The 22,101-nt window shown below is 70.8% G+C and carries 25 protein-coding genes; 10 read left to right on the top strand and 15 right to left on the bottom strand.

The genetic code is table 11. From position 1 onward, the window contains the following. Positions 1-5: 5 nt before the first annotated feature. On the top strand, positions 6-503 hold the full coding sequence (locus FB471_RS01300; RefSeq protein ID WP_141995538.1) for a MarR family transcriptional regulator: 498 nt from the start codon (positions 6-8) through the stop codon (positions 501-503). Positions 504-514: 11 nt separating this feature from the next. Here the strand turns inward: FB471_RS01300 and FB471_RS01295 are convergent, their stop codons facing one another. Continuing rightward, a complete protein-coding gene (locus tag FB471_RS01295; protein ID WP_141995537.1) occupies positions 515-1,111 on the bottom strand; it encodes a TetR/AcrR family transcriptional regulator in 597 nt (198 codons plus the stop codon). 47 nt (positions 1,112-1,158) lie between these two features. Here FB471_RS01295 and FB471_RS01290 point away from each other — a divergent pair, with 47 nt between their 5' ends. Further along, positions 1,159-2,583, top strand: coding sequence for an MFS transporter (locus tag FB471_RS01290; protein WP_141995536.1), 1,425 nt, complete (start codon positions 1,159-1,161; stop codon positions 2,581-2,583). A gap of 7 nt (positions 2,584-2,590) precedes the next feature. On the opposite strand, the gene FB471_RS01285 is transcribed toward FB471_RS01290, so the two are convergent. Both FB471_RS01285 and FB471_RS01280 read right to left on the bottom strand, forming a co-directional pair. Continuing rightward, positions 2,591-3,862 carry an RNA polymerase sigma factor gene (locus FB471_RS01285; protein ID WP_141995535.1) on the bottom strand — a complete coding sequence of 424 codons (1,272 nt, stop codon included), beginning with the start codon at positions 3,860-3,862 and terminating at the stop codon, positions 2,591-2,593. A 60-nt stretch (positions 3,863-3,922) separates the two neighbouring features. Continuing rightward, complete coding sequence (locus FB471_RS01280; protein WP_141995534.1) at positions 3,923-4,354, bottom strand: YciI family protein; 432 nt, start codon at positions 4,352-4,354, stop codon at positions 3,923-3,925. A 325-nt stretch (positions 4,355-4,679) separates the two neighbouring features. Between FB471_RS01280 and FB471_RS01275 the strand changes: the two genes are divergently transcribed. Further along, positions 4,680-5,444, top strand: coding sequence for an SGNH/GDSL hydrolase family protein (locus tag FB471_RS01275; RefSeq protein WP_141995533.1), 765 nt, complete (start codon positions 4,680-4,682; stop codon positions 5,442-5,444). After that, a complete protein-coding gene (gene folK / locus FB471_RS01270; RefSeq protein WP_141995532.1) occupies positions 5,444-5,944 on the top strand; it encodes a 2-amino-4-hydroxy-6-hydroxymethyldihydropteridine diphosphokinase in 501 nt (166 codons plus the stop codon). Before FB471_RS01275 ends, folK begins: the two co-directional genes overlap by 1 nt. Before the next feature lie 58 nt (positions 5,945-6,002). Here folK and FB471_RS01265 read toward each other — a convergent pair whose 3' ends face one another. From FB471_RS01265 to FB471_RS01250, 4 genes are all read right to left on the bottom strand, one after another. Then, entirely contained in the window at positions 6,003-7,394 is a 1,392-nt protein-coding gene (locus FB471_RS01265) for an SPFH domain-containing protein (protein ID WP_141995531.1), read from the bottom strand. Between the two features lie 64 nt (positions 7,395-7,458). Continuing rightward, positions 7,459-7,890, bottom strand: coding sequence for an NfeD family protein (locus tag FB471_RS01260; protein WP_141995530.1), 432 nt, complete (start codon positions 7,888-7,890; stop codon positions 7,459-7,461). Positions 7,891-7,966: 76 nt separating this feature from the next. Further along, positions 7,967-8,782, bottom strand: a complete 816-nt coding sequence (locus FB471_RS01255) for a DUF3097 domain-containing protein (protein ID WP_141995529.1) — start codon at positions 8,780-8,782, stop codon at positions 7,967-7,969. A 48-nt stretch (positions 8,783-8,830) separates the two neighbouring features. Further along, positions 8,831-9,556, bottom strand: a complete 726-nt coding sequence (locus tag FB471_RS01250; RefSeq protein WP_141995528.1) for a TetR/AcrR family transcriptional regulator — start codon at positions 9,554-9,556, stop codon at positions 8,831-8,833. A gap of 86 nt (positions 9,557-9,642) precedes the next feature. Between FB471_RS01250 and FB471_RS01245 the strand changes: the two genes are divergently transcribed. Continuing rightward, entirely contained in the window at positions 9,643-10,476 is an 834-nt protein-coding gene (locus FB471_RS01245) for an NAD(P)H-binding protein (protein WP_141995527.1), read from the top strand. Positions 10,477-10,566: 90 nt separating this feature from the next. Here FB471_RS01245 and FB471_RS01240 read toward each other — a convergent pair whose 3' ends face one another. Continuing rightward, positions 10,567-11,496, bottom strand: a complete 930-nt coding sequence (locus FB471_RS01240; protein WP_141995526.1) for an MBL fold metallo-hydrolase — start codon at positions 11,494-11,496, stop codon at positions 10,567-10,569. Positions 11,497-11,621: 125 nt separating this feature from the next. Here FB471_RS01240 and FB471_RS01235 point away from each other — a divergent pair, with 125 nt between their 5' ends. From FB471_RS01235 to FB471_RS01225, 3 genes are all read left to right on the top strand, one after another. Then, positions 11,622-12,404 carry a DUF899 domain-containing protein gene (locus tag FB471_RS01235; RefSeq protein WP_141995525.1) on the top strand — a complete coding sequence of 261 codons (783 nt, stop codon included), beginning with the start codon at positions 11,622-11,624 and terminating at the stop codon, positions 12,402-12,404. Positions 12,405-12,558: 154 nt separating this feature from the next. Further along, positions 12,559-12,909 (top strand): YciI family protein, encoded by a 351-nt coding sequence (locus tag FB471_RS01230; protein ID WP_141995524.1) that lies wholly within the window; start codon positions 12,559-12,561, stop codon positions 12,907-12,909. A 5-nt stretch (positions 12,910-12,914) separates the two neighbouring features. Then, positions 12,915-14,198: an RNA polymerase sigma factor gene (locus tag FB471_RS01225; RefSeq protein ID WP_141995523.1), complete on the top strand. Its 1,284-nt coding sequence runs from the start codon at positions 12,915-12,917 to the stop codon at positions 14,196-14,198. Here the strand turns inward: FB471_RS01225 and FB471_RS01220 are convergent. Further along, on the bottom strand, positions 14,193-15,062 hold the full coding sequence (locus tag FB471_RS01220; RefSeq protein WP_141995522.1) for a helix-turn-helix domain-containing protein: 870 nt from the start codon (positions 15,060-15,062) through the stop codon (positions 14,193-14,195). The two genes, FB471_RS01225 and FB471_RS01220, sit on opposite strands and share 6 nt — an antisense overlap. After that, positions 15,059-15,580 carry a DUF6879 family protein gene (locus tag FB471_RS01215; protein WP_141995521.1) on the bottom strand — a complete coding sequence of 174 codons (522 nt, stop codon included), beginning with the start codon at positions 15,578-15,580 and terminating at the stop codon, positions 15,059-15,061. Before FB471_RS01215 ends, FB471_RS01220 begins: the two co-directional genes overlap by 4 nt. A gap of 391 nt (positions 15,581-15,971) precedes the next feature. Between FB471_RS01215 and FB471_RS01205 the strand changes: the two genes are divergently transcribed. Continuing rightward, a complete protein-coding gene (locus FB471_RS01205) occupies positions 15,972-16,388 on the top strand; it encodes a hypothetical protein (protein WP_211357919.1) in 417 nt (138 codons plus the stop codon). 39 nt (positions 16,389-16,427) lie between these two features. On the opposite strand, the gene FB471_RS01200 is transcribed toward FB471_RS01205, so the two are convergent. Both FB471_RS01200 and FB471_RS01195 read right to left on the bottom strand, forming a co-directional pair. Further along, positions 16,428-17,315, bottom strand: coding sequence for a LysR family transcriptional regulator (locus FB471_RS01200; RefSeq protein ID WP_141995519.1), 888 nt, complete (start codon positions 17,313-17,315; stop codon positions 16,428-16,430). A gap of 105 nt (positions 17,316-17,420) precedes the next feature. Further along, entirely contained in the window at positions 17,421-18,176 is a 756-nt protein-coding gene (locus FB471_RS01195; RefSeq protein ID WP_141995518.1) for an SDR family oxidoreductase, read from the bottom strand. A gap of 314 nt (positions 18,177-18,490) precedes the next feature. On the opposite strand from FB471_RS01195, the gene FB471_RS01190 reads away from it, so the two are divergent. Next, positions 18,491-19,894 carry a pyridoxal phosphate-dependent decarboxylase family protein gene (locus FB471_RS01190; protein WP_141995517.1) on the top strand — a complete coding sequence of 468 codons (1,404 nt, stop codon included), beginning with the start codon at positions 18,491-18,493 and terminating at the stop codon, positions 19,892-19,894. Here FB471_RS01190 and FB471_RS01185 read toward each other — a convergent pair. From FB471_RS01185 to FB471_RS01175, 3 genes are all read right to left on the bottom strand, one after another. Continuing rightward, the gene (locus FB471_RS01185; RefSeq protein WP_246076189.1) at positions 19,854-20,528 is read right to left on the bottom strand and encodes an aminoglycoside phosphotransferase/kinase family protein; all 675 of its coding nucleotides are present in this window, start codon (positions 20,526-20,528) and stop codon (positions 19,854-19,856) included. The genes FB471_RS01190 and FB471_RS01185 overlap by 41 nt on opposite strands. A gap of 122 nt (positions 20,529-20,650) precedes the next feature. Next, positions 20,651-21,457, bottom strand: coding sequence for an SCO1664 family protein (locus FB471_RS01180; protein ID WP_141995515.1), 807 nt, complete (start codon positions 21,455-21,457; stop codon positions 20,651-20,653). Positions 21,458-21,465: 8 nt separating this feature from the next. Beyond that, positions 21,466-22,041, bottom strand: a complete 576-nt coding sequence (locus FB471_RS01175; RefSeq protein ID WP_141995514.1) for a DUF3090 domain-containing protein — start codon at positions 22,039-22,041, stop codon at positions 21,466-21,468. Between the last annotated feature and the right edge of the window lie 60 nt (positions 22,042-22,101).

Raw genomic sequence — 22,101 nt, 5'->3', positions numbered from 1 at the left:
ATCATATGAATTCCATATTTGATGGTGACCGGGAAACCGCGAGGCGGCACCGGCGACTGGCCACGACGGTCAAGCAGTCCCTGCGCGAGCTGCGCAACCAGCTGTCCCTGCTGAACCACCAGGTCGGTGCGCGGCTGCGGCTGAAGGATGTCGACCTGGATTGCCTGGACCTCGTCACCCGGTACGGCCCGCTCAGCCCGAGCGCACTGGCCCGCCGCGCCGGCCTGCATCCCGCCACGCTCACCGGCATCCTCGACCGGCTCGAGCGTGGCGGCTGGGTCACGCGCGAGCGCGACCCAGCGGCTGCCGACCGCCGGGCGGTGGCCGTGCGGGCGCTGCACGACCGCAACGTGGAGCTGTTCCGCCTCTACGCGGGGATGAACAGGTCGATGGACCAGATCTGCGCGCGCTACACCGAGGCCGAACTCGAACTCATCGCCGACTTCCTCGGCCGTACCACCGCCGCGGGGGGCGCGGCCACCGACGATCTCGCCGGTGCCTGAACCGGCGTCCCTCAGCTGGCGCCGAACAGCGCGTCCAGGTGGTAGCGCAGCACCCGCGTCGCGTCCTCGGCCGTACGCTGGCCGACCATCACACTGGTGCCGAGGCCGTGGTTGAGCGTGAGTAGCCGGGCCGCCTCCACATCCGGCTCGGCGTTCGCGGCCAGCTCTCCCCCGGCCCGCGCTCGCCGCAGCACCTCCGCGAGTTGCCGCTCCAGCCGATTCGGTCCGGCGACGAAGGGTTGCTCGGCGAGTTCCGGATCGGTCATCGCCAGCACCGCGTAGGACGTCCACAGCAGGTGGAAGGTCCGGCTCTGCTCATCGGTGGGCAATCCCTCGACCAGGAAAGCCTCGAGTACCGCGCGGGGATCCGCCCGCCCGGCGAGCCGGTCGGTCCACCGCCGGTGGCTCTCCCGCTCCAGATGCTCCAGTGCCGCCTGCATCAGCTGAGCCTTGCTCCGGAAGTAGTACTGCACCAGCCGCAGCGACACCCCCGACTCGGCAGCCACCGAGCGCATCGTCACAGCGTGTAGCCCCGCGCGCCCGGCGAGCCGGAGCAGTCCCGCGACGATCTGCGCCCGGCGTTCGGCGTGATCCACCGTCTTCGGCACGAGGCATCCTTTCGCGTTGTCCGACGATTCCATGATACACACGTATCATGGTGTTTTCGCGGACCTCCGGGCGAACGGCCGAGCCATGCGCGGGATCGTCCCGGACGGTGCTGGCACTGGCCTGCGGGGCGCAGTTCATGGTGGTACTGGATGTCTCGGTCGTGAACGTCGCGCTGCCGTCCATCCGAGACGCGCTCGGCTTCCAGCCGGCACAGCTGCAGTGGGTGGTCAACGCCTACGCGCTCGTGTTCGCCGGCTTCCTGCTGCTCGGCGGCAGGCTGGCCGACCTGTACGGGCGTCGACGAATCTTCCTCACCGGGCTGTCCCTGTTCACGCTGGCCAGCCTGGTGGGCGGGCTGGCCAGCGGTCCTGGCACGCTGATCGCCGCACGTGCCGTGCAGGGCCTTGGCGCCGCCGTGCTGGCGCCGGCCACCTTGACCATCCTCACCACCACCTTCGCCGAGGGGCCGCCACGCACGAGGGCCCTGGCGATCTGGACCGCCGTCGGCGTCGGGGGCGGAGCCGCGGGCAGCCTGGTCGGCGGCCTGCTCACCCAGTACCTTTCTTGGCGGTCGATCCTGCTGGTCAACGTGCCGATCGGGGCGGTGGCCCTGTTCCTGGCGGTACGGCACCTTGCCGGTGACCATGGCGCACCGGCCACCCGGCGGCTGGACCTGCCCGGCGCGGTGCTGGCCACGATGGGCCTCGGTTCGCTGACCTACGGCATCACCCGGATCGAGTCCACCGGCTGGCGCGACCCGGGCACACTCTGGCCGCTGGTGCTCGGGGGCGGCGCACTCGCCGCGTTCGTGCTGGTCGAGGCCCGCTTCGCGGCCGCGCCGCTGATACCACCCCGCCTGCTGCGGCTACGCGCGGTATCCGCGGGCAACCTGGTGATGCTGCTGGCCGGCGCCTGCTTCGGTCCGATGTGGTACTTCCTTTCCCTTTCCATGCAGAACGTCCTGCACTACGGCGCGCTGCGGACCGGTCTCGGCTTCCTGCCGCACACGCTGGTCACCATGGTGGTCGGCTGGCGGGTCACCCCCTGGCTGCTGCGGCACCTCCCCGGACGCACGTTGATCGTCGCGGGTGCCGTCCTCGCCGCGTCCGGTTTCGTCTGGCAGAGCGGGATCGGCGCGGATAGCGACTACATCTCCGGGATCCTCGGACCCGCGATCGTGCTGTCCACCGGCAGCGGGCTGCTGCTCACCCCGATCACCGCCGCGGTCACCTCCGGCGTCGGCGAGCAGGACGCGGGCGCCGCCTCCGGCCTGATGAACACCACCAAGCAGGTCGGTGGCGCGCTCGGCCTGGCCGTACTGGTGGCGGTCGCCGCGGGCCCCGGGACCACGCCGGACGACCTGGCCGCGGACTACGGCCGCGCCTTCCTGACCATCGCGGGCATCCTGCTGGTGGTCGCCGCCATGGCGATCGCGCTGCCGTCCCGGCGCCCCGAAGGGCGAGTCCGGTGACTCGCGTTCAGGAGGAAACCGGCTCGGGAGCGCTCGCGGCGGCCCGCTCCAGCAGCAGTGCGCGCTCGCGCTCGTTGCGGGTGAGCGTGGCCGCGCGTTCGAACTCCGCCTTCGCCTCGGCGTGCCGGTCGAGCTTGCTCAGCAGGTCGGCGCGCACGCTCGGCAGCAGGTGGTAGCGCTCGAGCGCGGGTTCCGCGGTCAGCGCATCGACCAGTTCCAGCGCCGCCGCGGGGCCGAACGCCATGGACACCGCCACCGCCCGGTTCAGCTCCACCACCGGGGACGGGGCGAGCCGGCCCAGCAGGTCGTACAGCCCCGCGATCCGCTGCCAGTCCGTCTCCTCCGGGGTACGTGCCCTGGCATGGCAGGCGGCGATCGCGGCCTGCACGGTGTACGAGCCGGGCGCACCGAGTCGCTCCGCGCGGTCCAGCGCGGCCAGCCCGCGGCGGATCAGCAACTGGTCCCAGCGGGCCCGATCCTGGTCGAGCAGCAACACGGGCGCACCGGAGGCGTCCATCCTGGCGCGCGAGCGGGATGCCTGGATCTCCATCAGGGCGACGAGGCCGTGCACCTCCGGCTCCCACGGTGCGAGTTCGGCGAGGATCCGCCCGAGCCGCAGCGCGTCCTCGCACAGGGCGGGTCGCATCCAGTCGTCGCCGGTAGTCGCCGAGTAGCCCTCGTTGAAGATCAGGTAAATGACCTCGAGCACCGAGGACAGGCGCCGGGCCAGTTCGGCACCGCGGGGCACCTCGAACGGGACCTTCTTCTTGGCGAGGGTTCGCTTGGCCCGCACGATGCGTTGCGCCACCGTCGACTCGGGGACCAGGAAGGCCCGTGCCACCTCGTCGGTGCTCAACCCACCGAGCAGCCGCAGGGTGAGGGCGACCCGCGCCTCGGTGGACAGCACCGGGTGGCAGGCGGTGAACACCAGCCGCAGCAGGTCGTCGCCGATGTCGTCCTCGATCGCGTCCAGGTCCGGTTCGGCCTGCTCCTGCCGGGCCTCGGCATCCCGGCCGAGTTCCGCCAGCTTCCGGTCGAACCGATCCCTGCGGCGGAACTGGTCGATGGCGCGACGTTTGGCGATGGACATCAACCAGGCACCCGGGTTGTCCGGGATACCGGACTCCGGCCACTGCTCGAGGGCGGCCACCAGCGCGTCCTGCGCCAGTTCCTCGGCCAGACCGATGTCGTGCACCATGCGAGCCAGGCCGGCGATCAGCCGGGCCGACTCGATCCGCCATACCGCCTCGACCGCGCGATGGGTGTCGGAAACTGCCACGGCGGAATAACAGCAGTTCCCGACACCGGGCCGCAAGGCGATCGCACAGTGACCGCGCGGTCACTCCTTCCGCTGGGCTGCCGTCTGCTCGCGGAGGCGCTCCTCCCTCTCCCGCATCTCGGGGGTGAACTCCTCGCCGAAGTCGTCGGCTTCGAACACCTGCCGGATCTCGATCTCGGACTCGCCCTCGTGCGGACTGGGGCAGCGTCGGACCCATTCGATCGCCTCCTCGAGGGACTTGACCTCGATCAGCCAGAAGCCCGCGACCAGCTCTTTGGTCTCGGCGAACGGTCCGTCCAGGACGGTTCGGTCCGAGCCGGAGAACCTGACCCGCGCCCCCTTCGAACTCGGGTGCAGCCCCTCACCCGCGAGCAGCACGCCCGCCTGCACCAGCTCCTCGTTGTACTTGCCCATCGCGGCGAGCATCTCCGCGCTGGGCAGCACGCCCGCTTCGGACTGCTCGGTGGCCTTGACCAGCACCATGAATCGCATTGTCGGTCCCTTCGGTATCGGCTTTCGGCATCACTCGGCCGGCTACCCCGCGTTCGTAGCGGGCTCAACCTAGCCGCTGCCCACGCGTCGGACGAACGACAGGCGGATCGACACCTCCCGGCATCTTTTTTCGAGGTTTTTCGGCGGCTACCCCCGGCACCCGCTTGCACCGATCACGGTGCCGTCGCACTCCGACAGCCGGCTTCCGCGCAGGCACCCTCGGTAGTCGACGCTGCCGTCGGCGCGCCAGGCCCGGTTGCCCGACCGTGTACGTGGCGGCGGCGTGTGCCGTCCCACAGCGGGTAGCCGAATAGGCTGAGCGGCCATGACGATCCGTTTCGTTGCCCTCGGTGACTCCTTCACCGAAGGGGTCGGCGACGACGACCCCGCCTGTCCCAACGGCGTCCGCGGCTGGGCCGACCGGACCGCCGAGGTGCTCGCCGGGCAACAGCCCGAGCTGGGGTACGCGAACCTCGCCATCCGGGGTCGCCTGCTGCGGGACGTGCTGGCCGAGCAACTCGAACCGGCCCTGGCCATGCGACCGGACCTGGTGACCCTGTACGCGGGCGGCAACGACCTGATGCGCCCCAGGGTGGACCTGGATGCGCTGGCCGAGGCATACGACCTCGCCGTGTCCCGGCTGGCCGCCACCGGTGCCACGGTCGTGCTGTTCACCGGGGTCGACGGGGTGGAGGACCCGCTGTTCCGCCGGATCCGTGGGCGGGCGGCGATCCACAACGAGCACACCAGGGTGATCGCCGCCCGGTACGGTGCACTGGTGGTGGACATGTGGGCCATGCGGCAGTTGCGGGATCGCCGGATGTGGGCGGCCGACCGGATCCATCTCAACGCCAACGGGCACACCGAGGTGGCGATCGCGGTGCTCGACACGCTCGGCGTCCGGCACGCGTTGGTGCGGCCCGTGCTGGGACCGCGGGCCGGTCTCGCCGCCCGGCACCGGCGCGCGGCGAACCTGCGCTGGGCGCGGGAACACGCGGTGCCGTGGGTCGGGCGACGGCTGCGCGGCGAGTCCTCCGGCGACCTGCTCCGCCCGAAGCGGCCCACGCTCGCCCCGGTGGAGACCGGCTGATGAGCCGCGCGGTGCTGTCCATCGGGTCCAACCTCGGCGACCGGCTGCACCACCTGCGCTTGGCGACCACAGCCTTCCGGGAGGAACTGCGTGCCGTCTCACCGGTGTATGAGACCGCACCCTGGGGTGGCGTCGAGCAGGACGAGTTCCTGAACGCCGTGCTGGTGGTGGAGTCCGCCGAATCCACTGACCGGACCGCGCGCGACTGGCTGGCGGCGGGTCAGGAGCTGGAGCGGCGGGCGGCACGCGAACGGACCCGGCGTTGGGGGCCGCGCACGCTGGACGTGGACATCGTGCACGTTCCCGGGGTGCGCAGCGCGGACCCCGGGTTGATCCTGCCGCATCCGCGTGCGCACCAGCGTGCCTTCGTCCTGCTGCCCTGGCTCGATGTCGAGCCGGACGCCGTACTGCCCGGCCACGGCAGGGTGGCCGATCTCGTGGCCGCGCTGCCGGCCACCGAGACCGAGGGCGTGCGCAGGCGGGGCGACCTGCGCCTCTGACCACCACCGGCCCGCCCGACGGCGGGCGTGGAGGCCGGGCAGGTACGGGTGCGGTCGGCTACTGCTGTCGCGGCGGGCCGCCATGGGGAGGCTGCTGGTACGGACCACCCTGGGGCGGGTAGGGCCCGCCCTGCGGCCCGGCCGGCGACGCCGGGGGCGCGGGTGGCTGGCCTCCCTCCGGCAGGCCCTCCTGGGTACGGCGCTGGAACTCCGGCGCCGGGGCTTCCGGTGACCGCTTCGGCAGCGGCGGCGGGCCGGTTTCGCCCCCGCCCTCGTCGTCGGCCCCGCCACGCAGGCTGGACAGCGCCGAGGGGACCGGGCGCGCGGTCCCGGGCCCGGTGTTGAGCGGGCCGGGAACCTCCTGCCGGGCGACGGCCTCCGCCTCGCGCACCGCCTCGGCGACCTTCGGATCGGTTGTGGTGTCGAACCAGCTCGCGACCTCGTCGTCGTCCAGTTGCGGGCGCTCCGCCTGGTCGTCCTTGGGCGGCTCGTAGCGGAAGACGCCGTCCTCGCCGGGGGCACCGAGGGCGCGGGCGAACCCTTCCAGCGACTTGCCGTAGTCGCTGGGCACCAGCCAGACCTTGTTCGCGTCGCCCTGCGCCATCTGCGGCAGGGTCTGCAGGTACTGGTAGGCCAACACCTCCGGGGTCGGCTTGCCCGCCTTGATCGCGGCGAACACCTTCTCGATCGCCTTCGCCTGCCCCTGCGCCTGCAGGTAGCGGGCGGCCCGTTCACCCTGGGCCCGCAGGATGCGGGACTGCCGCTCGGCCTCGGCGGCCAGGATCGCCGCCTGCTTGGAACCCTCGGCCGCCAGGATCTGGCTCTGCTTCTGCCCCTCGGCCGTCTTGATCGCCGACTCCCGCTGGCCTTCCGCGGTGAGGATCATCGCGCGCTTCTCCCGGTCGGCGCGCATCTGCTTCTCCATGGAGTCCTGAATGGACGGCGGAGGGTCGATCGCCTTCAGCTCGACCCTGGCCACCCGGATACCCCAGCGACCGGTCGCCTCGTCCAGCACGCCGCGCAGCTGGCCGTTGATCTGGTCACGGGAGGTGAGAGTGTCCTCCAGGCTCATCCCACCGACCAGGTTACGTAGCGTGGTGGTGGTCAGCTGTTCGACGCCCACGATGTAGTTGGAGATCTCGTACACCGCGGCCCGCGAATCGGTCACCTGGAAGTACACGACCGTATCGATCGACACCGTCAGGTTGTCCTGGGTGATCACCGGCTGCGGGGGGAAGGAGACCACCTGCTCCCGCAGGTCGATCCGGGCTCGGACCTTGTCCAGGAACGGCACCAGGAAGTTCAGGCCCGGCGACGCCACGCTGCGGAACCGCCCGAGCCGCTCGATCACGGCCGATTGCGCCTGCGGCACGACCATGATCGCCTTCGCGACCGTCACGATCACGAACAGCGCCAGTATCGCGACGACTATTATCGCTGCGGTCGACAAGGCCTCATCCCCTTCGGATACCGGTATTCACCCGGAGTAGTACTGATCTTGCTGTAGCTGACTATCACGGTTCGGCCGAGACGACAGCGGTGGCACCCGCGATCTCCACGACGGTGACGCTGGCGCCGGGCTGAATCACCTGCCCCTCCAGGAAACTGCGCGCCGACCAGACGTCCCCGGCGAGCTTGACCTGCCCGCCGTGGGTATCCACTGTAGACAGCACGATCGCGTTCGCTCCGACCAGCGCGTCGGCGTTGGTCTTCACTCCCGGCCCGGAAAGGAACCGGCGCTTGAGCGCGGGCCTGGCGAGCACCAGCAGGCCGATGGAAGCCACCGCGAACACGGCCACGTCGACGAAGGCGTTGCCGGTCAGCGCCGCCGATCCGGCGCCCGCCAGTGCACCGAGGCCGAGCATCAGCAGCACGAAGTCCCCGGAGAGAACTTCGGCGACGATCAGCGCGACCCCGATGATGAGCCAGATGAGTGCCGCAGTCATGCGCACATGCTCTCAGAAAGTGACCTCTTGTACCGAGGGGGCGACCGGACGTAATCCACGCGTGACCTAGGGTGGATCATAGCTCGGCCGGGTCCGGCGCGGTGACGAAGTCGATCAGCCGTTCAACCGCGCCGATCAACGGGGTCTCCAGATCCCGGAAACTGCGCACCCCGGCCAGCACCCGCTGCCAGCCCTCGTACGGCTCGCCCCATCCGAGCGCCGCGCAGATGCCACGTTTCCACTCCACGTCCCTCGGCACCGAGGGCCAGGCCCGGATGCCGACCGAAGCCGGTTTCACCGCCTGCCAGATGTCCACGTACGGATGCCCGGTGACCAGTACGTTCTCGTCCCGGATGGCGTTCACCAAGCGGGACTCCTTGCTGCCTTCGACGAGATGGTCGACCAGGACGCCGAGTCGCCTGCCATGGCCGGTACCGAACTCCTCGATCCGCTCCGCCAGCACGTCCACGCCGTCCAGCGGTTCCACCACGACCCCCTCGACCCGCAGGTCGTGCCCCCAGACCCGCTCCACCAGCTCGGCGTCGTGCTTGCCCTCGACCCAGATCCGGGAGTCCCGCGCGACCCTCGCGCGCAGCCCGCCGACCCGGACCGATCCGGAGGCCGAGGTGGTCGCGGCGGGCGCGGGGGTGGCCGGTACCGGCACCAGCGTCACCGGCTTTCCCTCGAGCAGGAAGCCGGCCGGGGACAGCGGGAACACCCGGTGCCTGCCGTGCCGGTCCTCGAGCACGGCGTTCCCGTGCTCGATCCGGACCACGGCGCCGCAGAATCCGCTCGCCTGGTCCTCGACCACCAGGCCTCGTTCGGCCGGCACCTCGGGGATCTTGCGCTTGCGGGGACCGGAGAGCACGTCACGGTAGGAGCGGGATCGCACGGCCAGACGGTAGCGCCCGGTCGGCGCCCGGTGCGCCCGCCACGCCGGTCAGTGGCCGGCCCGCGCCGCGATCCGGGCGGCGATGCCGTCGAGCAGGCAGTGCAGGCCGGTCTCGAAGGTGTCCGGTGGCTCGCCACCGGCGTGCACCCTGCCCACGGCCGGGTAGTCGGCCATGCCGGCGTGCCGTGCCAGCACCGGGTAGTGCTCCTCGGTCCACCGTCGCCGCTCGCCGATCCCGGTTCCGCGCTCGCGCTGGATCGTCTCCACCGAGGTACGCGCCACCCCGCGGACGTAGCCGTCCACGGCGGAGGTCAGGGCGACCACCTCGCCGTCGGTCAGACCGGTGTCCAGCAGTGCGTGCAGCGCCGCGTCGTAGGCGGCCAGCGTGTTCGGGCCGAGCACGTGCCGGGCGGGCAGCCGCAGCACCCATTCGTGCCGGTGGTACAGCGCCCAGTCGACGCGGGCCCAGGCCAGCACCCGGTCCCGCCAGCCGGTGGGCGGGACGGCCGGGGTGTCGCGCTCGCCGGTTACCGCGTCCAGCATCAGGTCGAGCAGTTCCGCCTTGCCCGGCACGTAGGTGTAGAGCGACATCGTGCCGATGCCCAGCCGTTCGGCGACCCGGCGCATGGACAGCGCGTCGAGGCCCTCGGCGTCGGCGAGGTCGATCGCGGCACGCACGACCTCGGGCACGGTGAGCCCGGGTTTGGGGCCGCGCTTGGGGCCATCCTCGGTGCTCCAGAGCAGCCGCAGGGTGCGCTCGATGTGGTCGGCCATGGTACCGAGGATAGAACCCCGTGCGTTGTACGGTGTACTCTGGTCACTGACTTCGTACGCCGTACAGAATTTAGGGGTGGGTAGGCATGACGATCCTGGTGACCGGGGCGACCGGGAACATCGGCCGGATGGTGGTCGACCGGCTGGCCGGGTCCGCGGAGCCGGTACGCGCGCTGACCAAGAACCCGGCGAAGGCCGCGCTGCCGGAGTGGGCCGAGGTGCACACCGGCTTCCTCGGCCAGCCGGAGACCCTGCCCGCCGCGCTGGACGGGGTGCACACCGTGTACCTCGCCCCGCACTTCCCCACCGTCGAGCGGTTCGCCGAACTGGCACGGGAGGCGGGGGTCCGCCGGGTGGTCACGCTGTCCTCGATCCTGGCCGACGTGCCGGGCGCCGCCGAGATCGACCCGGCGGGGCGGGACTTCGCCCACCTGGAGCGGACGATCGAGCGGGCCGGGTTCGCCTGGACCCACCTGCGACCCGGCGCGTTCATGGAGAACACGCTGTTCTGGGTGTACTCGATCCGCGCCGAGGGCGTGGTGCGGGAGCCGCACGCGCGGGCGGCGCAGACCCCGATCGCCATGGCCGACATCGCGGAGGTCGCCGCCGTCGTGTTGCGCGAGGACGGGCACGCCGGGCACGCCTACCCGTTGAGCGGGCCCGAGGCCATCACCTCCCCGGAACAGGTGCGGGCGATTTCCGCCGCGCTCGGGCGGGAGGTCCGGTTCGAGGAACTGACCCCCCGGCAGGCCCGCGAACTGTGGATCGGCCAGGGCATGGCCCCTGAGGACGCGGACTGGCTGCTGTCCGACGGCGGCGACTACGCGGAGGTCCCGGTGTCCACTGTCGCCGACCTCACCGGCACACCCGCGCGCACCTTCGCCGAGTGGGTACGGGAGCACGCCGACCGGTTCCGCTGACCCGGTCCTATGCCGGTCAGTCACCGGTCGGGGCGAGATCGAGCAGCGCCCGCACGTAGGGGGTGCGTCCCGCCGCGCGCAGTTCCGGCCTCACCCACCCACCCGCAGCGTGCGGGTCTCCCCCACGGCCAGTGCCCACAGGTCCGCTTCCGGGCGGCCGGCCACCGCCCATGCGGTACGCAGCCGCTCCAGTGGTGCGTCCACCGGTTCCCTGGTGAGTACGAACGTGCCCCAGTGCATCGAGGCGAGCCGCCGCGCGCCGAGGTCGTCCAGCGCGCGTACCGATTCGGCGGGGTCCATGTGCACCGGGCGCATGAACCAGCGCGGGTCATAGGCCCCGATCGGCATCATCGCGACCTCGATGCTCGGGTAGCGCTCGCCGATCTCGGCGAACCAGTGCCCGTAGCCCGAGTCGCCGCAGTGGTAGGTGCGGGTGCCGTCCGGCGCGGTGAGCACCCAGCTTCCCCAGAGCGAGGCACAAGTGTCCAGCAGACCCCGCCTGCTCCAGTGATGCGCCGGGGCGAAGTCGAACCGCAGCCCGGCCACCTCCGCCGACTCCCACCAGTCCAGTTCGCTGACCTCGGTGAACCCGCGCCGCCGGAACCAGCGGCCCAGGCCCATGCCCACCAGCACCGGAGTGTGCCGGGGCAGCCGCCGGATCGTGGGCGCGTCCAGATGGTCGTAGTGATCGTGGCTGATCACCACCGCGTCCACCGGCGGCAGGTCTGCCCAGGCGAGGCCGGGGGGCGTGAGCCGAGGGGGCACTCCCGGGATCTTCCTCGACCACACCGGGTCGGCCAGCACGGTCGCACCACCCAGCCGGATCAGGTAGCTGGAATGCCCGATCCAGGTCCAGCTCGCCTGCCCGGGTTCGAGTGCGGGCAGCCCGGTGCGCAGCACCGGTATCCGGTCGGCGTGCGCGGTCGAGCCGCGAAAACCGCCCTCCCGCATGATCCGGGCCAACTCGCGCGGCCCGGGAAGCGGGGAGGTCAGCCGGTCGCGATAGGACGTTCTCGTCATGGAACTCAGCCTGCCAGCCGGCGGAGCGGGTGACCGGCAAGCCGCCACCGGCCGTGCGTCTGTTCTGGTGGCCGTCGTAGGAGGTCATACGATGCTGCCCGGCACGAGACACCACGGAGGACACCATGACGACCACACCGGACGACCCCACCACCGCGCCGCCGGGCCGCCCGCCCGTGGTCGACCTGGCCACCTGGCAGGCCGCCCGGGACGAGCTTCTGGTCCGCGAGAAGGCCCACACCCGCGAGGGCGACGCCCTCGCCGCGGCCCGCCGCCGGCTGCCGATGGTGGAGCTCGACGGGACGGTCGAGGTCGTCGGACCTGAAGGCCCGGTCCCGTTCCTGGACCTGTTCCAGGGCCGCGACGAGCTCGTGGTCTACAAGCACATGTGGTACGACGGCGCGCCGCACCAGGGGCAGTGCGAGGGCTGCACCACCACGGCCTGGCACCTGAAGGACGCCGTCTACCTCAACGCCCGCGGCGTCTCGTTCGCCATTCTGACCACGGGCCGGTGGGACGAGGTGTCCTCCTACGTCGAGTTCATGGGCTTCACCCAGCCCTGGTACTCGGTGCGCGACGTGGACGCGCCGGTCGGCGGCAGCATGGGTTACCTCACTTGCTTCCTGCGCGACGGCGACCGCGTGTTCCTCACCTACTCCACGACGGGCCGTGGGAACGAGCGGGTCAACGGGTCCTTGGGCCTGCTCGACATGACACCCTACGGCCGCGGCGAATCGTGGGAGGACAATCCCGAGGGCCGGCCCGAGGGGCGCGGCCCGTGCTGGTCCTGGCGCTCGGACGCCGACGGGAACGCCACCTGGGGCCCGACCAGCCGCCCCGTGCCGCAGTGGACCCGCCCCGGCGTGACCCCCGTGGAGACCCTCGGCCGGCACGACCAGCACCACTGACGCGCCTTCGTCGACGGCGTCGGCAAAGGTGTGACGTTCTCTCCGCGGCGAGGAGAAAATGTCCGGAGGGTTGTCCATCGGGGCAGTCCCTGTTCGTAGTCATGCTGTACGGCACGCGGCCGTACGGGACGACGAACACATCGAGGAGCCGAACATGAAGTACATGTTGCTGATCAACGCCGGTGCGGTCGACGAGAACGGTGGGGCCGCCGACTGCGACGTCCAGGACTGGCTGGCCTACGACAAGGAGGTGCGGGACGCGGGCATCATGGTCTCCGGAGAACAGTTGGCGGACCTGGTCACCGCGACCGCGGTGCGGGTGGGCGAGGACGGGAAGCGGACCGTGACCGACGGCCCGTTCGCGGAAACCCGCGAGGTGCTCGGTGGCTTCTACGTCATCGACGTGCCGGATCTGGACGCCGCCCTGGACTGGGCCGCCCGCTGCCCCGGCGCGCGCGGTACCGGTTCGATCGTGGTGCGGCCGGTCGCCGAGTTCGAGGGCTGAGCGCGATGGGCGAGCGAGCGGCCGGCAGCCCGATACCGGAGAAACTGCCGGTGGCCTCGGTGGAGGCGGTGTTCCGCGAGGAGCACGGCCGGCTGCTGGCCGCGCTCGTCCGTCGCTTCGGGGACCTCGACCTTGCCGAGGAGGTGACCTCCGAGGCGATCGAGGCGGCGCTGGAGCATTGGCCGGTGGACGGCGTGCCACCCCGGCCAGGGGCGTGGCTGATGACCACGGCACGGCGCAAGGCGGTGGACCGGCTGCGCCGCGACCGGACCTTCGCCGCGCGGCTGGCCGTACTGCGGGTGGAGGCGGAGCGGTCCGAGCCGGTCCCCGCCGCGGAGGTGGAGGGCGGGCTGCCGGACGAGCGGTTGCAGTTGTTCTTCACCTGCGCCCATCCGGCGTTGCCTGCCGAGGACCGCGGGGCGCTGATGCTGCGCTGCCTGGCCGGGCTGGGCACGCCCGAGGTGGCACGGGCCTTCCTGGTTCCGGCCGCGACCATGGCCAAACGGATCGTGCGGGCGAAGAAGAAGATCCAGCAGGCTCGGATCCCGTTCCGGGTGCCGGACGCGGGGGAGCTGCCGGACCGGTTGCCGGGGGTGCTGCAGGCGGTGTACTCGATTTTCACCGAGGGCTACGCGGCCAGCTCGGGCCCGGACCTGCAGCGGCTCGACCTTGCGGAGGAGGCCATCCGGCTGGCCCGGATCCTGCGGCGGCTGCTTCCGGAGGAACGGGAGGTCGCCGGGTTGCTCGGGCTGATGCTGCTGATCCACGCCCGGCGCGAGGCCCGCACGGGCCCGGACGGTGAGTTGGTGCTGCTGGACGAGCAGGACCGTGGCCGGTGGGACCGCACCATGATCGAGGAAGGGCTGCGCCTGGTGCCGGTCGCGCTGACCGGCGGGCAGCCGGGTCCGTACGGGGTGCAGGCCGCGATCGCCGCCCTGCACGACGAGGCCGCGGACCTGGCCACCACGGACTGGCCGCAGGTCGTGGCGCTCTACGACGTGCTGCTCGCGCTGGAACCGTCCCCGGTCGTCGCGCTGAACCGGGCCGCGGCCGTGGCGATGCGCGACGGCCCGGAAGCCGGGCTGGCGTTGCTCGACGAGTTGGCCGAGGAACCGCGGCTGCGCGGCTATTCCCCTTACTCGACCGCGCGGGCGGACCTGCTGAGCCGGCTCGACCGGCACGCCGAAGCCGCCGCGGCGTACCGCGAAGCCCTGGAGCTGGCCGGAACCGAGCCCGAGCGCGCCCACCTCCGCCGCCGCCTCGCCGCGCTCGACCAGCCCGGCTCATGACCCGGCGTCACTGTTGCCGTTCGCTCGGAAGCCCTCGGCAAGGCGCCGAAGAAAGCCCCTCGCCTCCGCACCCCACAGCGCGTGCGCGGCCAGGAAGTCGAAAAGTTCGCGATAACTCTCGACATCCTTCGGATCACGCAACACCAGCTGACCGCTGAACAGTTCGACGGTCACCAACCTGGCGTCATAGGCCACGAAGGTATGCATCGGCCCCTCCGGGATCTGCGTGGTCAGCGGCAGGATACCGAGGGCGACAGCAGGCAGCCGGGACAGCGACACCAGCCGGTCCATCTGGAGCGCCATAATGGACGGCTCACAGAACTGCCATCGTGCGGCCTGTTCGGTGAGCAGGAACTCGAATCGCTTCGACTCGTCATGCAGGATGGCCTGCCGCTCCAGCTTGAGCGTGACGGCCCGACTGGTATCCACAGGTGCCCGGTCCCCCGCCCTGCTCAACCCCGCACGAACATACTCGGGCACCTGGAGCAGTCCGGTGATCAGCGCCGGCAGAAAGTGCCGCATATGGGTCGACTCGGCCTCCAGGGCCGCCAGGTCCCACTGGCGGTAGTGCAGGCCGCGCCGCACCGACGCCCGGATGTCCTGGTACTCGGCATTCGCTGTCCGCGCCAGCGTCAGCAGCTCCGCCTTCAGCGCCTCATCGACCTCGATCGCGGTGAGTATCCGCTCCACGTCGAGGATGCTGGGTAGCAGTCGGCCGGTCTCGATACGGCTGATCTTGGACTGGGACATCTGGCAGCGACCGGCCAGCCGTTCGCCGGAAAGGCCCGAGGCCCTGCGCAGGTCACGCAGGGCCTCGGCGAGGTTGACCCGGTCCTCTCCGGCGCGGGCGGGATCGAGGCTCATGCCTCCGGTCTGGCGGAGTAGTCCAGGAACGGTTCGGCATGCTCCAGCGCGATGCGTTTCCACTCCACGTACGGAGCGGGATCCACGTCTTCCAGCAGTTCGCGACCGAGCTGGGTACCGTCCTCGGCGTAGTCCATCCGCACGATCTTCGAATCGTCGAACATCCAGAAGTCCTGATCCGGCAACCCGGGATTCGACTGATCGGCGAGATCGAGAACATGCACCTCCTCACCGGACCGCACGTTGTGCGGATAGGCCGCGAACTCGAAACGTAGGTAGTCGGTCAACGGACTGGTGATGACATGAACCCTGCCGATCCACCGGCCGGTGGCCCGGAAATGGCGAACCCGCTTGAGCCAGGGCTCATGATCGGAAACATCGAACTCCCCGGTAGCGAGAAAACGCTGAAACTCGTCCCATTCTTTCGCCACGTTGTACACAGGGCGCGTTTCCAGTCGGAACGCCTCCCGTTCGAACGAATCGAAGAACTTCTTCCAGTCGTCACCGGCCAAGCGCACGTGCGGCCTCCTTGAGCAGGTCCGCCGGGATCTCCACGATTGCCTCGTGTTCCGGGGTTGGCTGGTGGACGAGATAGCCCTGGACAGCCAGGGTGCCGCGCTCCGTGCTGAACACGGCTGGGCAGTCGTCCCCCTTGCAGTCCCGGCGATCCGGGTAAGTTTCATGATCATTTCCCCTGTCGTGAAGTGGACACGTCAGGTGACGATACGTGCGCCCTCGGTAGCAGGTCAATCGCCATGCACGTTCCCGAATAAACCCGCCACCACCGGGTAATGCCCACTTTTCGCGGCTCGTGTCGAGCCATTGATGCGGGTTCGAGAGTAACGCTCGTGCGGCCGCCGCGGCGCGCCGATTCTCATCGTGGAATCGGAAAGATTGGGAGAAGGAACCGTGTTCTCGTTGGGCCTTGACGACCTGCTGACCGAACTGCGCAGGCGGCAGTGGACACTGTTGCGCTGGGGGCCACCGGACGCGCCCCGGCTCCTCGCGGCGATGCTCCATCGGGAAACCTGTGCCGACGTGCTGATCCTGCGGTCCGAGCAGGACGCGAGCGCGTTCCGCGCGCCGGTGTGGCGGGGCTCCGACCCGCTCGCGCCGGAGAAGGTGTCCTACCAGTACCACGCGAACGCGCTCTGGACGTTGCGGGCGATCCTCACGTTGCCCGCCCCCGGCTCTCCAGGGGCGCCGGTGACGATCGAGACCCCGCATCCCCGCTGCCGGATCGGTGACCACCTGCCACGTCCGGTGCTGATCCGGCCGCTCTCGCCCCACCCGCGTGCCCGTCCGTACCAGGCCACAGTGTCGTAGGTGGACCGGGCCACGCTGTGAAGTCCGGCCGAGTGCTAGTTAGTCCAGTGCCTCCCGCAGCGTGCGCAGGAACGCGTCGCGCGGTTCGGACGTGGAGTGTTCGGGCCACAACGCGATCAAAGGCACGTAAAGGGGCGGGGTCAGGTCGATCACCCGTACCGTACCGCCCGCCGTGGCACCCGGCGGCGCCGTCACGAACGCGACGTGATCGGTGCCGACGACGGCGCTGCTCGGCGGCACGCCCTGGAGTTCGCTGCGCACGGTCTTCGGCTCGAACCCGGCCTGCCGGCACAGCGTGAGCAGCAGATCGGTGTACCCGGATCTGCCGGGGTGGCCCCACACGACGATGGTCTCCTCGGCCAGCTCCGCCAGCGTGACGTCCTCCCGGCGCGCCAGCCGGTGGTGCTCGCCGACCGCGATGGACAGCCGGTGCCGGGTAAGCGTGGTCCTGGTCAGGCCGTGTACCGGCAGCATCGCCCTGCAGAGGCCGATATCGAGCTCGCCGTCCAGGAGCCGGTCGGTCAGCGCCGAGGGGTAGTGCTGATGCGGTTCGATCCGTAGCCCGGGGACGAACCGGTGCACGGTCCGGATGAGCGTGCCGAGCTCCTCACCCGGCACCGCGGGGGTGTGCCCGACCCGGAGCACGTCCGGCTCGCCACGGCCGATCCGGCGGGCACGGCGCAGCGCCGAGCGGGCGAGGCCCCGCAGCACCCGCGCGTCGGCGATGAGCGCTTCGCCCGCGGGCAGGACCCGGATCCGCGTACCGCCACGGTCCAGCAGGTCGACGCCCACCTCGCGTTCGAGGTTGCGTAGTGACGTGCTCAGCGCCTGCTGGGACAGGTGCAGCCGCGCGGCCGCCTTGGTGACGCTGCCTTCCTCGGCCACCGCGATGAGCTGCTCCAGGCGGTGCAGGTCGATCACGCTCATCCAGCCATCACCGTGCGTCCGTCCTGGAGGGCTCCTTCGGGAATGGTAGGGCGTACGCACCGAAATGCGGCAGCGACACGGCCGCGCGGCCGACCTCCGCGCGGTTCACCGCGTGGTGTAGCCGCCGTTGGCGAAGATGGTCTGGCCCGTGATCCACCAGCCGTCGGTGGCGAGGAACTTGATCAGCGGGGCGATGTCCTCGATCTGGGTGAGCTGGTTACCGAGCGCTTGCGACTTGTGGAACTCGACCCGCTCCGGGGTCTCCTGCCCGTAGAAGAACGGGGTGTCCATCGGCCCCGGCGCCACCGTGGTGACCGAGATGCCGCGTTCCGCGAACTCCTTGGCCGCGGCGCGGGTGAAATGCTCCAGAGGTGCCTTGCCGCCGGCGTAGGTCGAGTAGCCGTCGGTGAACGCGGCCTGCAGCGACGTACCGAGGTTGACGATCTTGCCGTGATCGTTGAGCCTGCGTCCTGCCTCCTGGATGAAGAAGTACGCCGCCTTCGAGTTGATGGCGAACATGCCGTCGTACTCCTCCTCGCTGGTGTCCACCATCGGCTTGCGGAGCACCCGGCCCACGGTGTTCACCGCGACGTCCACGCCACCGAAGGAGTCGACCGCGGCGTCGAACAGCCTGCGCACCTCGGCCACCTGTGTGAGGTCGCCCTGCACGGTGAGCGCCCGCCTGCCGGCTTCCCGCACCGCCTTGGCGGTGTCCTCGGCATCACCGGCCGCGGCATCGCCGTGGTAGTGCACGACCACGTCCGCGCCGGCCTCGGCGAACTGCCTGCTGAGCAGGCCACCCAGGTTCTTCGCGCCGCCGGCGATCACGGCGACCTTGCCCTGCAACGTGTGTGCGGTCATCGTCCGCGTCTCCCTTCGTATGTTTCGTTGACGCGTCCGACGCTAGAAGCGGGGCTGTGTGCAGGGGAAACACAAAGAATGGGTGGACCCACAACCGGCATGGATAACCGGAGGTCAGGCCGGATGCCGGGGGACGGTACGGTCACCCGGACGGGCCAACCGGCGGCCGCGGACCTGCGCAAGGTCATCAGGCGGCGTGGTTGTCCTGCTGGCGGGCGGAGTGCTCGCGGCGTTCAACCGTCGCGGCCGGGGGTGTGGCTCGCGCGCGGCATGACGGCCAGCATCCGCGGTGGCCTCGCGGCTAGCCTGCGGTCATGGATCTCACGCTCGCCGCCGACGCCGACCGCATACCCGCCCTCCTCGACACCGTGCGCGACCACGCCGGTCGCGTGCTGGCCGGGCTGGCCGACCGACCGGCCGCCGGTTCCCCGCGGCAGGGTCCGGCGCGGCCGCTGCCCGAACACGGGATCGGAACCGAGCGGGCACTCGCCGAGTTCGCGGCACGCTGGGAACCGGGGTTCTCCGCCAGCGCCGGGCCACGGTATCTGGGCTTCGTCACCGGCGGCGCCACCCCGGCAGCGGTGGCCGGGGACTGGCTGGCCACCGCCCACGACCAGAACGTGGCGGCCACACACGATTCCTCGGCCACGGACCTGGAACGGGAGACCCTGCGCTGGCTCGGCGAGTTGCTCGACCTCGGCACGGCACACAGCGGCGCGTTCGTCACCGGCGCGACCATGTCCAACCTGGTCGGCCTGGCGATCGGCAGGGAGTGGCTGGGCGAACGCGCCGGGATCTCGGTCGCCGAGGACGGGGCGGCGGCCCTCGGGCCGGTACCGATCCTGTCCGGCGCCGCGCATTCCAGCGTGTTCAAGGCGCTGGCGATGCTCGGCCTCGGCCGCAAGAACCTGCGCACGATACCGACGCTGGACGGCCGCGAGGCCGTGGACCCGGACCGCCTCGCCGAGGCACTGGACGCGCTCGACGGGCGACCCGCGATCGTGGTCGCCAACGCCGGCACCGTGAACACGGTCGACTTCGACGACCTGCGGGCTGTCGCCGCGCTGCGTGAACGCTACCCGTTCTGGCTGCACGTGGACGGGGCCTTCGGTGCGTTCGCCGCGCTCTCCCCCGCACACGAACACCTGGTGGCCGGGCTCGCCGAGGCCGACTCGGTGTGCGTGGACCTGCACAAGTGGCTCAACGTGCCGTACGACTCGGCGGCGCAGTTCACCCGCAGGAAAGACCTCCAGCTACGGGTCTTCCAGAACGCCGCCGCCTACCTCGGGGTGCCCGCCGACGACCCCGCGTTCGTGCACCTGACCCCGGAGAACTCCCGGCGGCTGCGCGCCCTGCCGGCCTGGTTCGCGCTGGCCGCCTACGGCAGGCAGGGGCACCGGGAGATCGTCGAGCGGGACATCGCACTGGCGAGGCGACTCGGGCAACGCATCGAGGAGCTGCCCGGCCTGCGCCTGCTCGCCCCGGTTCGGTTGAACGTGGTGTGCTTCACCCTGGCGGAGAACCCCACCCCGGAGCGGGTGAACGCGCTAGCCGAGGTGATCGCCGCGGACGGTCGGGCGTTCCTGACTCCCACCGAGTACGACGGCACACGCGCGCTTCGCGCCGCGTTCAGCAACTGGCGTACCACCGAGGCCGACGTCGAACGGATCGCCGAGGCTATCGCGGATGCCGCCCGAGCCGTTCCACCGTCTCGGTGAAGCCTTGCCAGGCACGCTCTGTGTCCGCGGTGCGGGAATGCGGGCCGCGGAACCAACCGGCGAACTCCGCCACATCGGTCAGCAGCCAGCGCATCGGGTAGAGCGCGAGCGCATCCGGGTCCGGCGTGCTGCCCGTGGCCCGGGCGTAGCGGTCGAGCAGCGTGGGGTCCGTGCTGACGACGGACAGGTCCCGTTCGGGTACGGCGAGGCCGACGGTGTCCCAGTCGACCAGCCGGTACGCCGCGGCGAACGGTCCGCCCTTCCACTCCCCCACCCGGCCGTCCACGATGTCCTCGAGCATCGCGCGGCCGGGTGGGTCCAGCGCCGCGAACGGCGTACTCGGCGGGGCCGGGTGGCCGTGCAACTCGGCGAGCAGGTCGAGCACACGCTCCCGCTCCTCGCGGGACTGCTCCTGGCCGAACGACCCGGGTTCGCCATGGGCGAACGGGAAGACGCTCATCACATACCGGTCGTCAAGGGCGACGACCGGGCCACCGTCCACGGTCGGTACCGGAGCCACCACGAACTCCAGCCGCTCGCGCAACCGCACCGCGGTCGCCATCGCCCGGCGCAACTCGTCCAGGACCGCCGCGCTCCCGTGCCCGCCGTGGTCCTTGTGCTCCAGGTCGGCCACGGTGGCGAACCAGCGGGTCCCGCCGGTGTCGGTGACGGTCCAGTGGTGGTCACCGAAGCCGACCGCGACATACCGCAGCGCGCGGGCTTCGATACCGAACCGGCGCAGGGCCTCCGGTCCCGCTAGAAGAGCGGCCAGGGGATGGCTCGCCAGTCGTCAGTCGGTTCCGGGAACACCCGCTCGTCAAGCAGGCGGTCGGCCCGTTCGGCCACGGCACGCATCTCGCCGCCGGTGAGATGGGGCTCCAGCAGCTTGCCCAGCTCACCGTCCAGCGCGGGCCGCAGGCCCCGCAGCTTCTCCACGACCTCCTCGGGCAGCGGATCGCCGACCCAGCCCCACAACACGGTGCGCAGCTTCGGCTCGGTGTGCAGGCAGATGCCGTGATCGACCCCGTAGATCCGACCATTGTTCCCGGCGAGCACGTGGCCGCCCTTGCGGTCGGTGTTGTTCACCACGATGTCCAGCACGGCCAGGTCGCGCACCCCCTCGCGGTCGGCATGTGCCAGTACCGCCGGCTCCCCCGTCCGGTCATGGGCGTGCAGCACCACTCGCCAGTCGTCCGGCACATCGTCCGGCGACCGCACGTCCACAAGCTCCTCGTCGGTCGTGTTCACCCAGAGCTGAACCATGCCTTCGCCGAAGGGGCCGTCGCGCAGCACCGTCGGCGGCACCGCGCCGAGTCCGGTGGCTTCGGAAATCTCGTAGGTGGCCACCTCCCGGCCGGCCAGGGTGCCGTCCGGGAAGTCCCACAGCGGCCGCTCTCCCGCCACCGGTTTGTACACCGCGTTGGCGCTGATCCCGCCGAGCTCGATCGTGCAGAACAAGGTGACGTTCGAGGCGTCCACCAGCCGCCCCTCCACCTCGATACGGCCACGGGCGACGAGCTCCCTGGCTTCCGGCGTGGCCGGATCCACTGCTGACTCAGCCACCGGTGGGATCAGCTCTCGAAGACGTCCTGGTCACGCCGATACCCGTTCTGCCGTGGGCAGACGTGACCGACGGGATCCAGCGGTTCACCACACAGCGGGCAGGGCTTGCGCCCCGCGTTGACGACCCGGTCCGCCCGCGCGGCGAAGGCCCGCGCCGCGGGCGGGCTGAGAAACACCCGGACCGCATCCGGACCCTCCTCGGTGTCGTCGAGGACGACCGTCTCGTCCACCTCGCCTTCGGTGATGGCGAGCAGCTCGATCACCACCGCGCTGCTCTCGGCGTCCCAGCCCAGCCCCATCGTGCCCACGCGGAACTCCTCCTCGACGGGCACGTCGAGCGGGTCCACGTCGAGCATGTCGTCCGGGACCTCCTCGGGTACCTCGGCACCAAACCGGTTCGCCACCTCCTCCAGCAGTGAGCTGAGACGTTCGGCGAGCACCGCGACCTGCTGTTTCTCGATGGTTACGCTGATCGTGCGAACATCCTCGGATGCCTGCAGATAGAACGTGCGGTCGCCGGGTTCCCCGACCGTGCCTGCGACGAAGCGGTCGGGTTGGCGGAAGACATGTATGACGCGAGCCATGGCACTTACGACCCTAAGCCACAGCCACCTGATCGGCACCCACCGCCCCACGATCCGTGA

The sequence above is a fragment of the Amycolatopsis cihanbeyliensis genome (assembly GCF_006715045.1).
Classification (GTDB): Bacteria; Actinomycetota; Actinomycetes; order Mycobacteriales; family Pseudonocardiaceae; genus Amycolatopsis; species Amycolatopsis cihanbeyliensis.
Note: the sequence above shows the minus strand (reverse complement) of the source record. Positions and strands in the feature narration are given on the sequence as shown.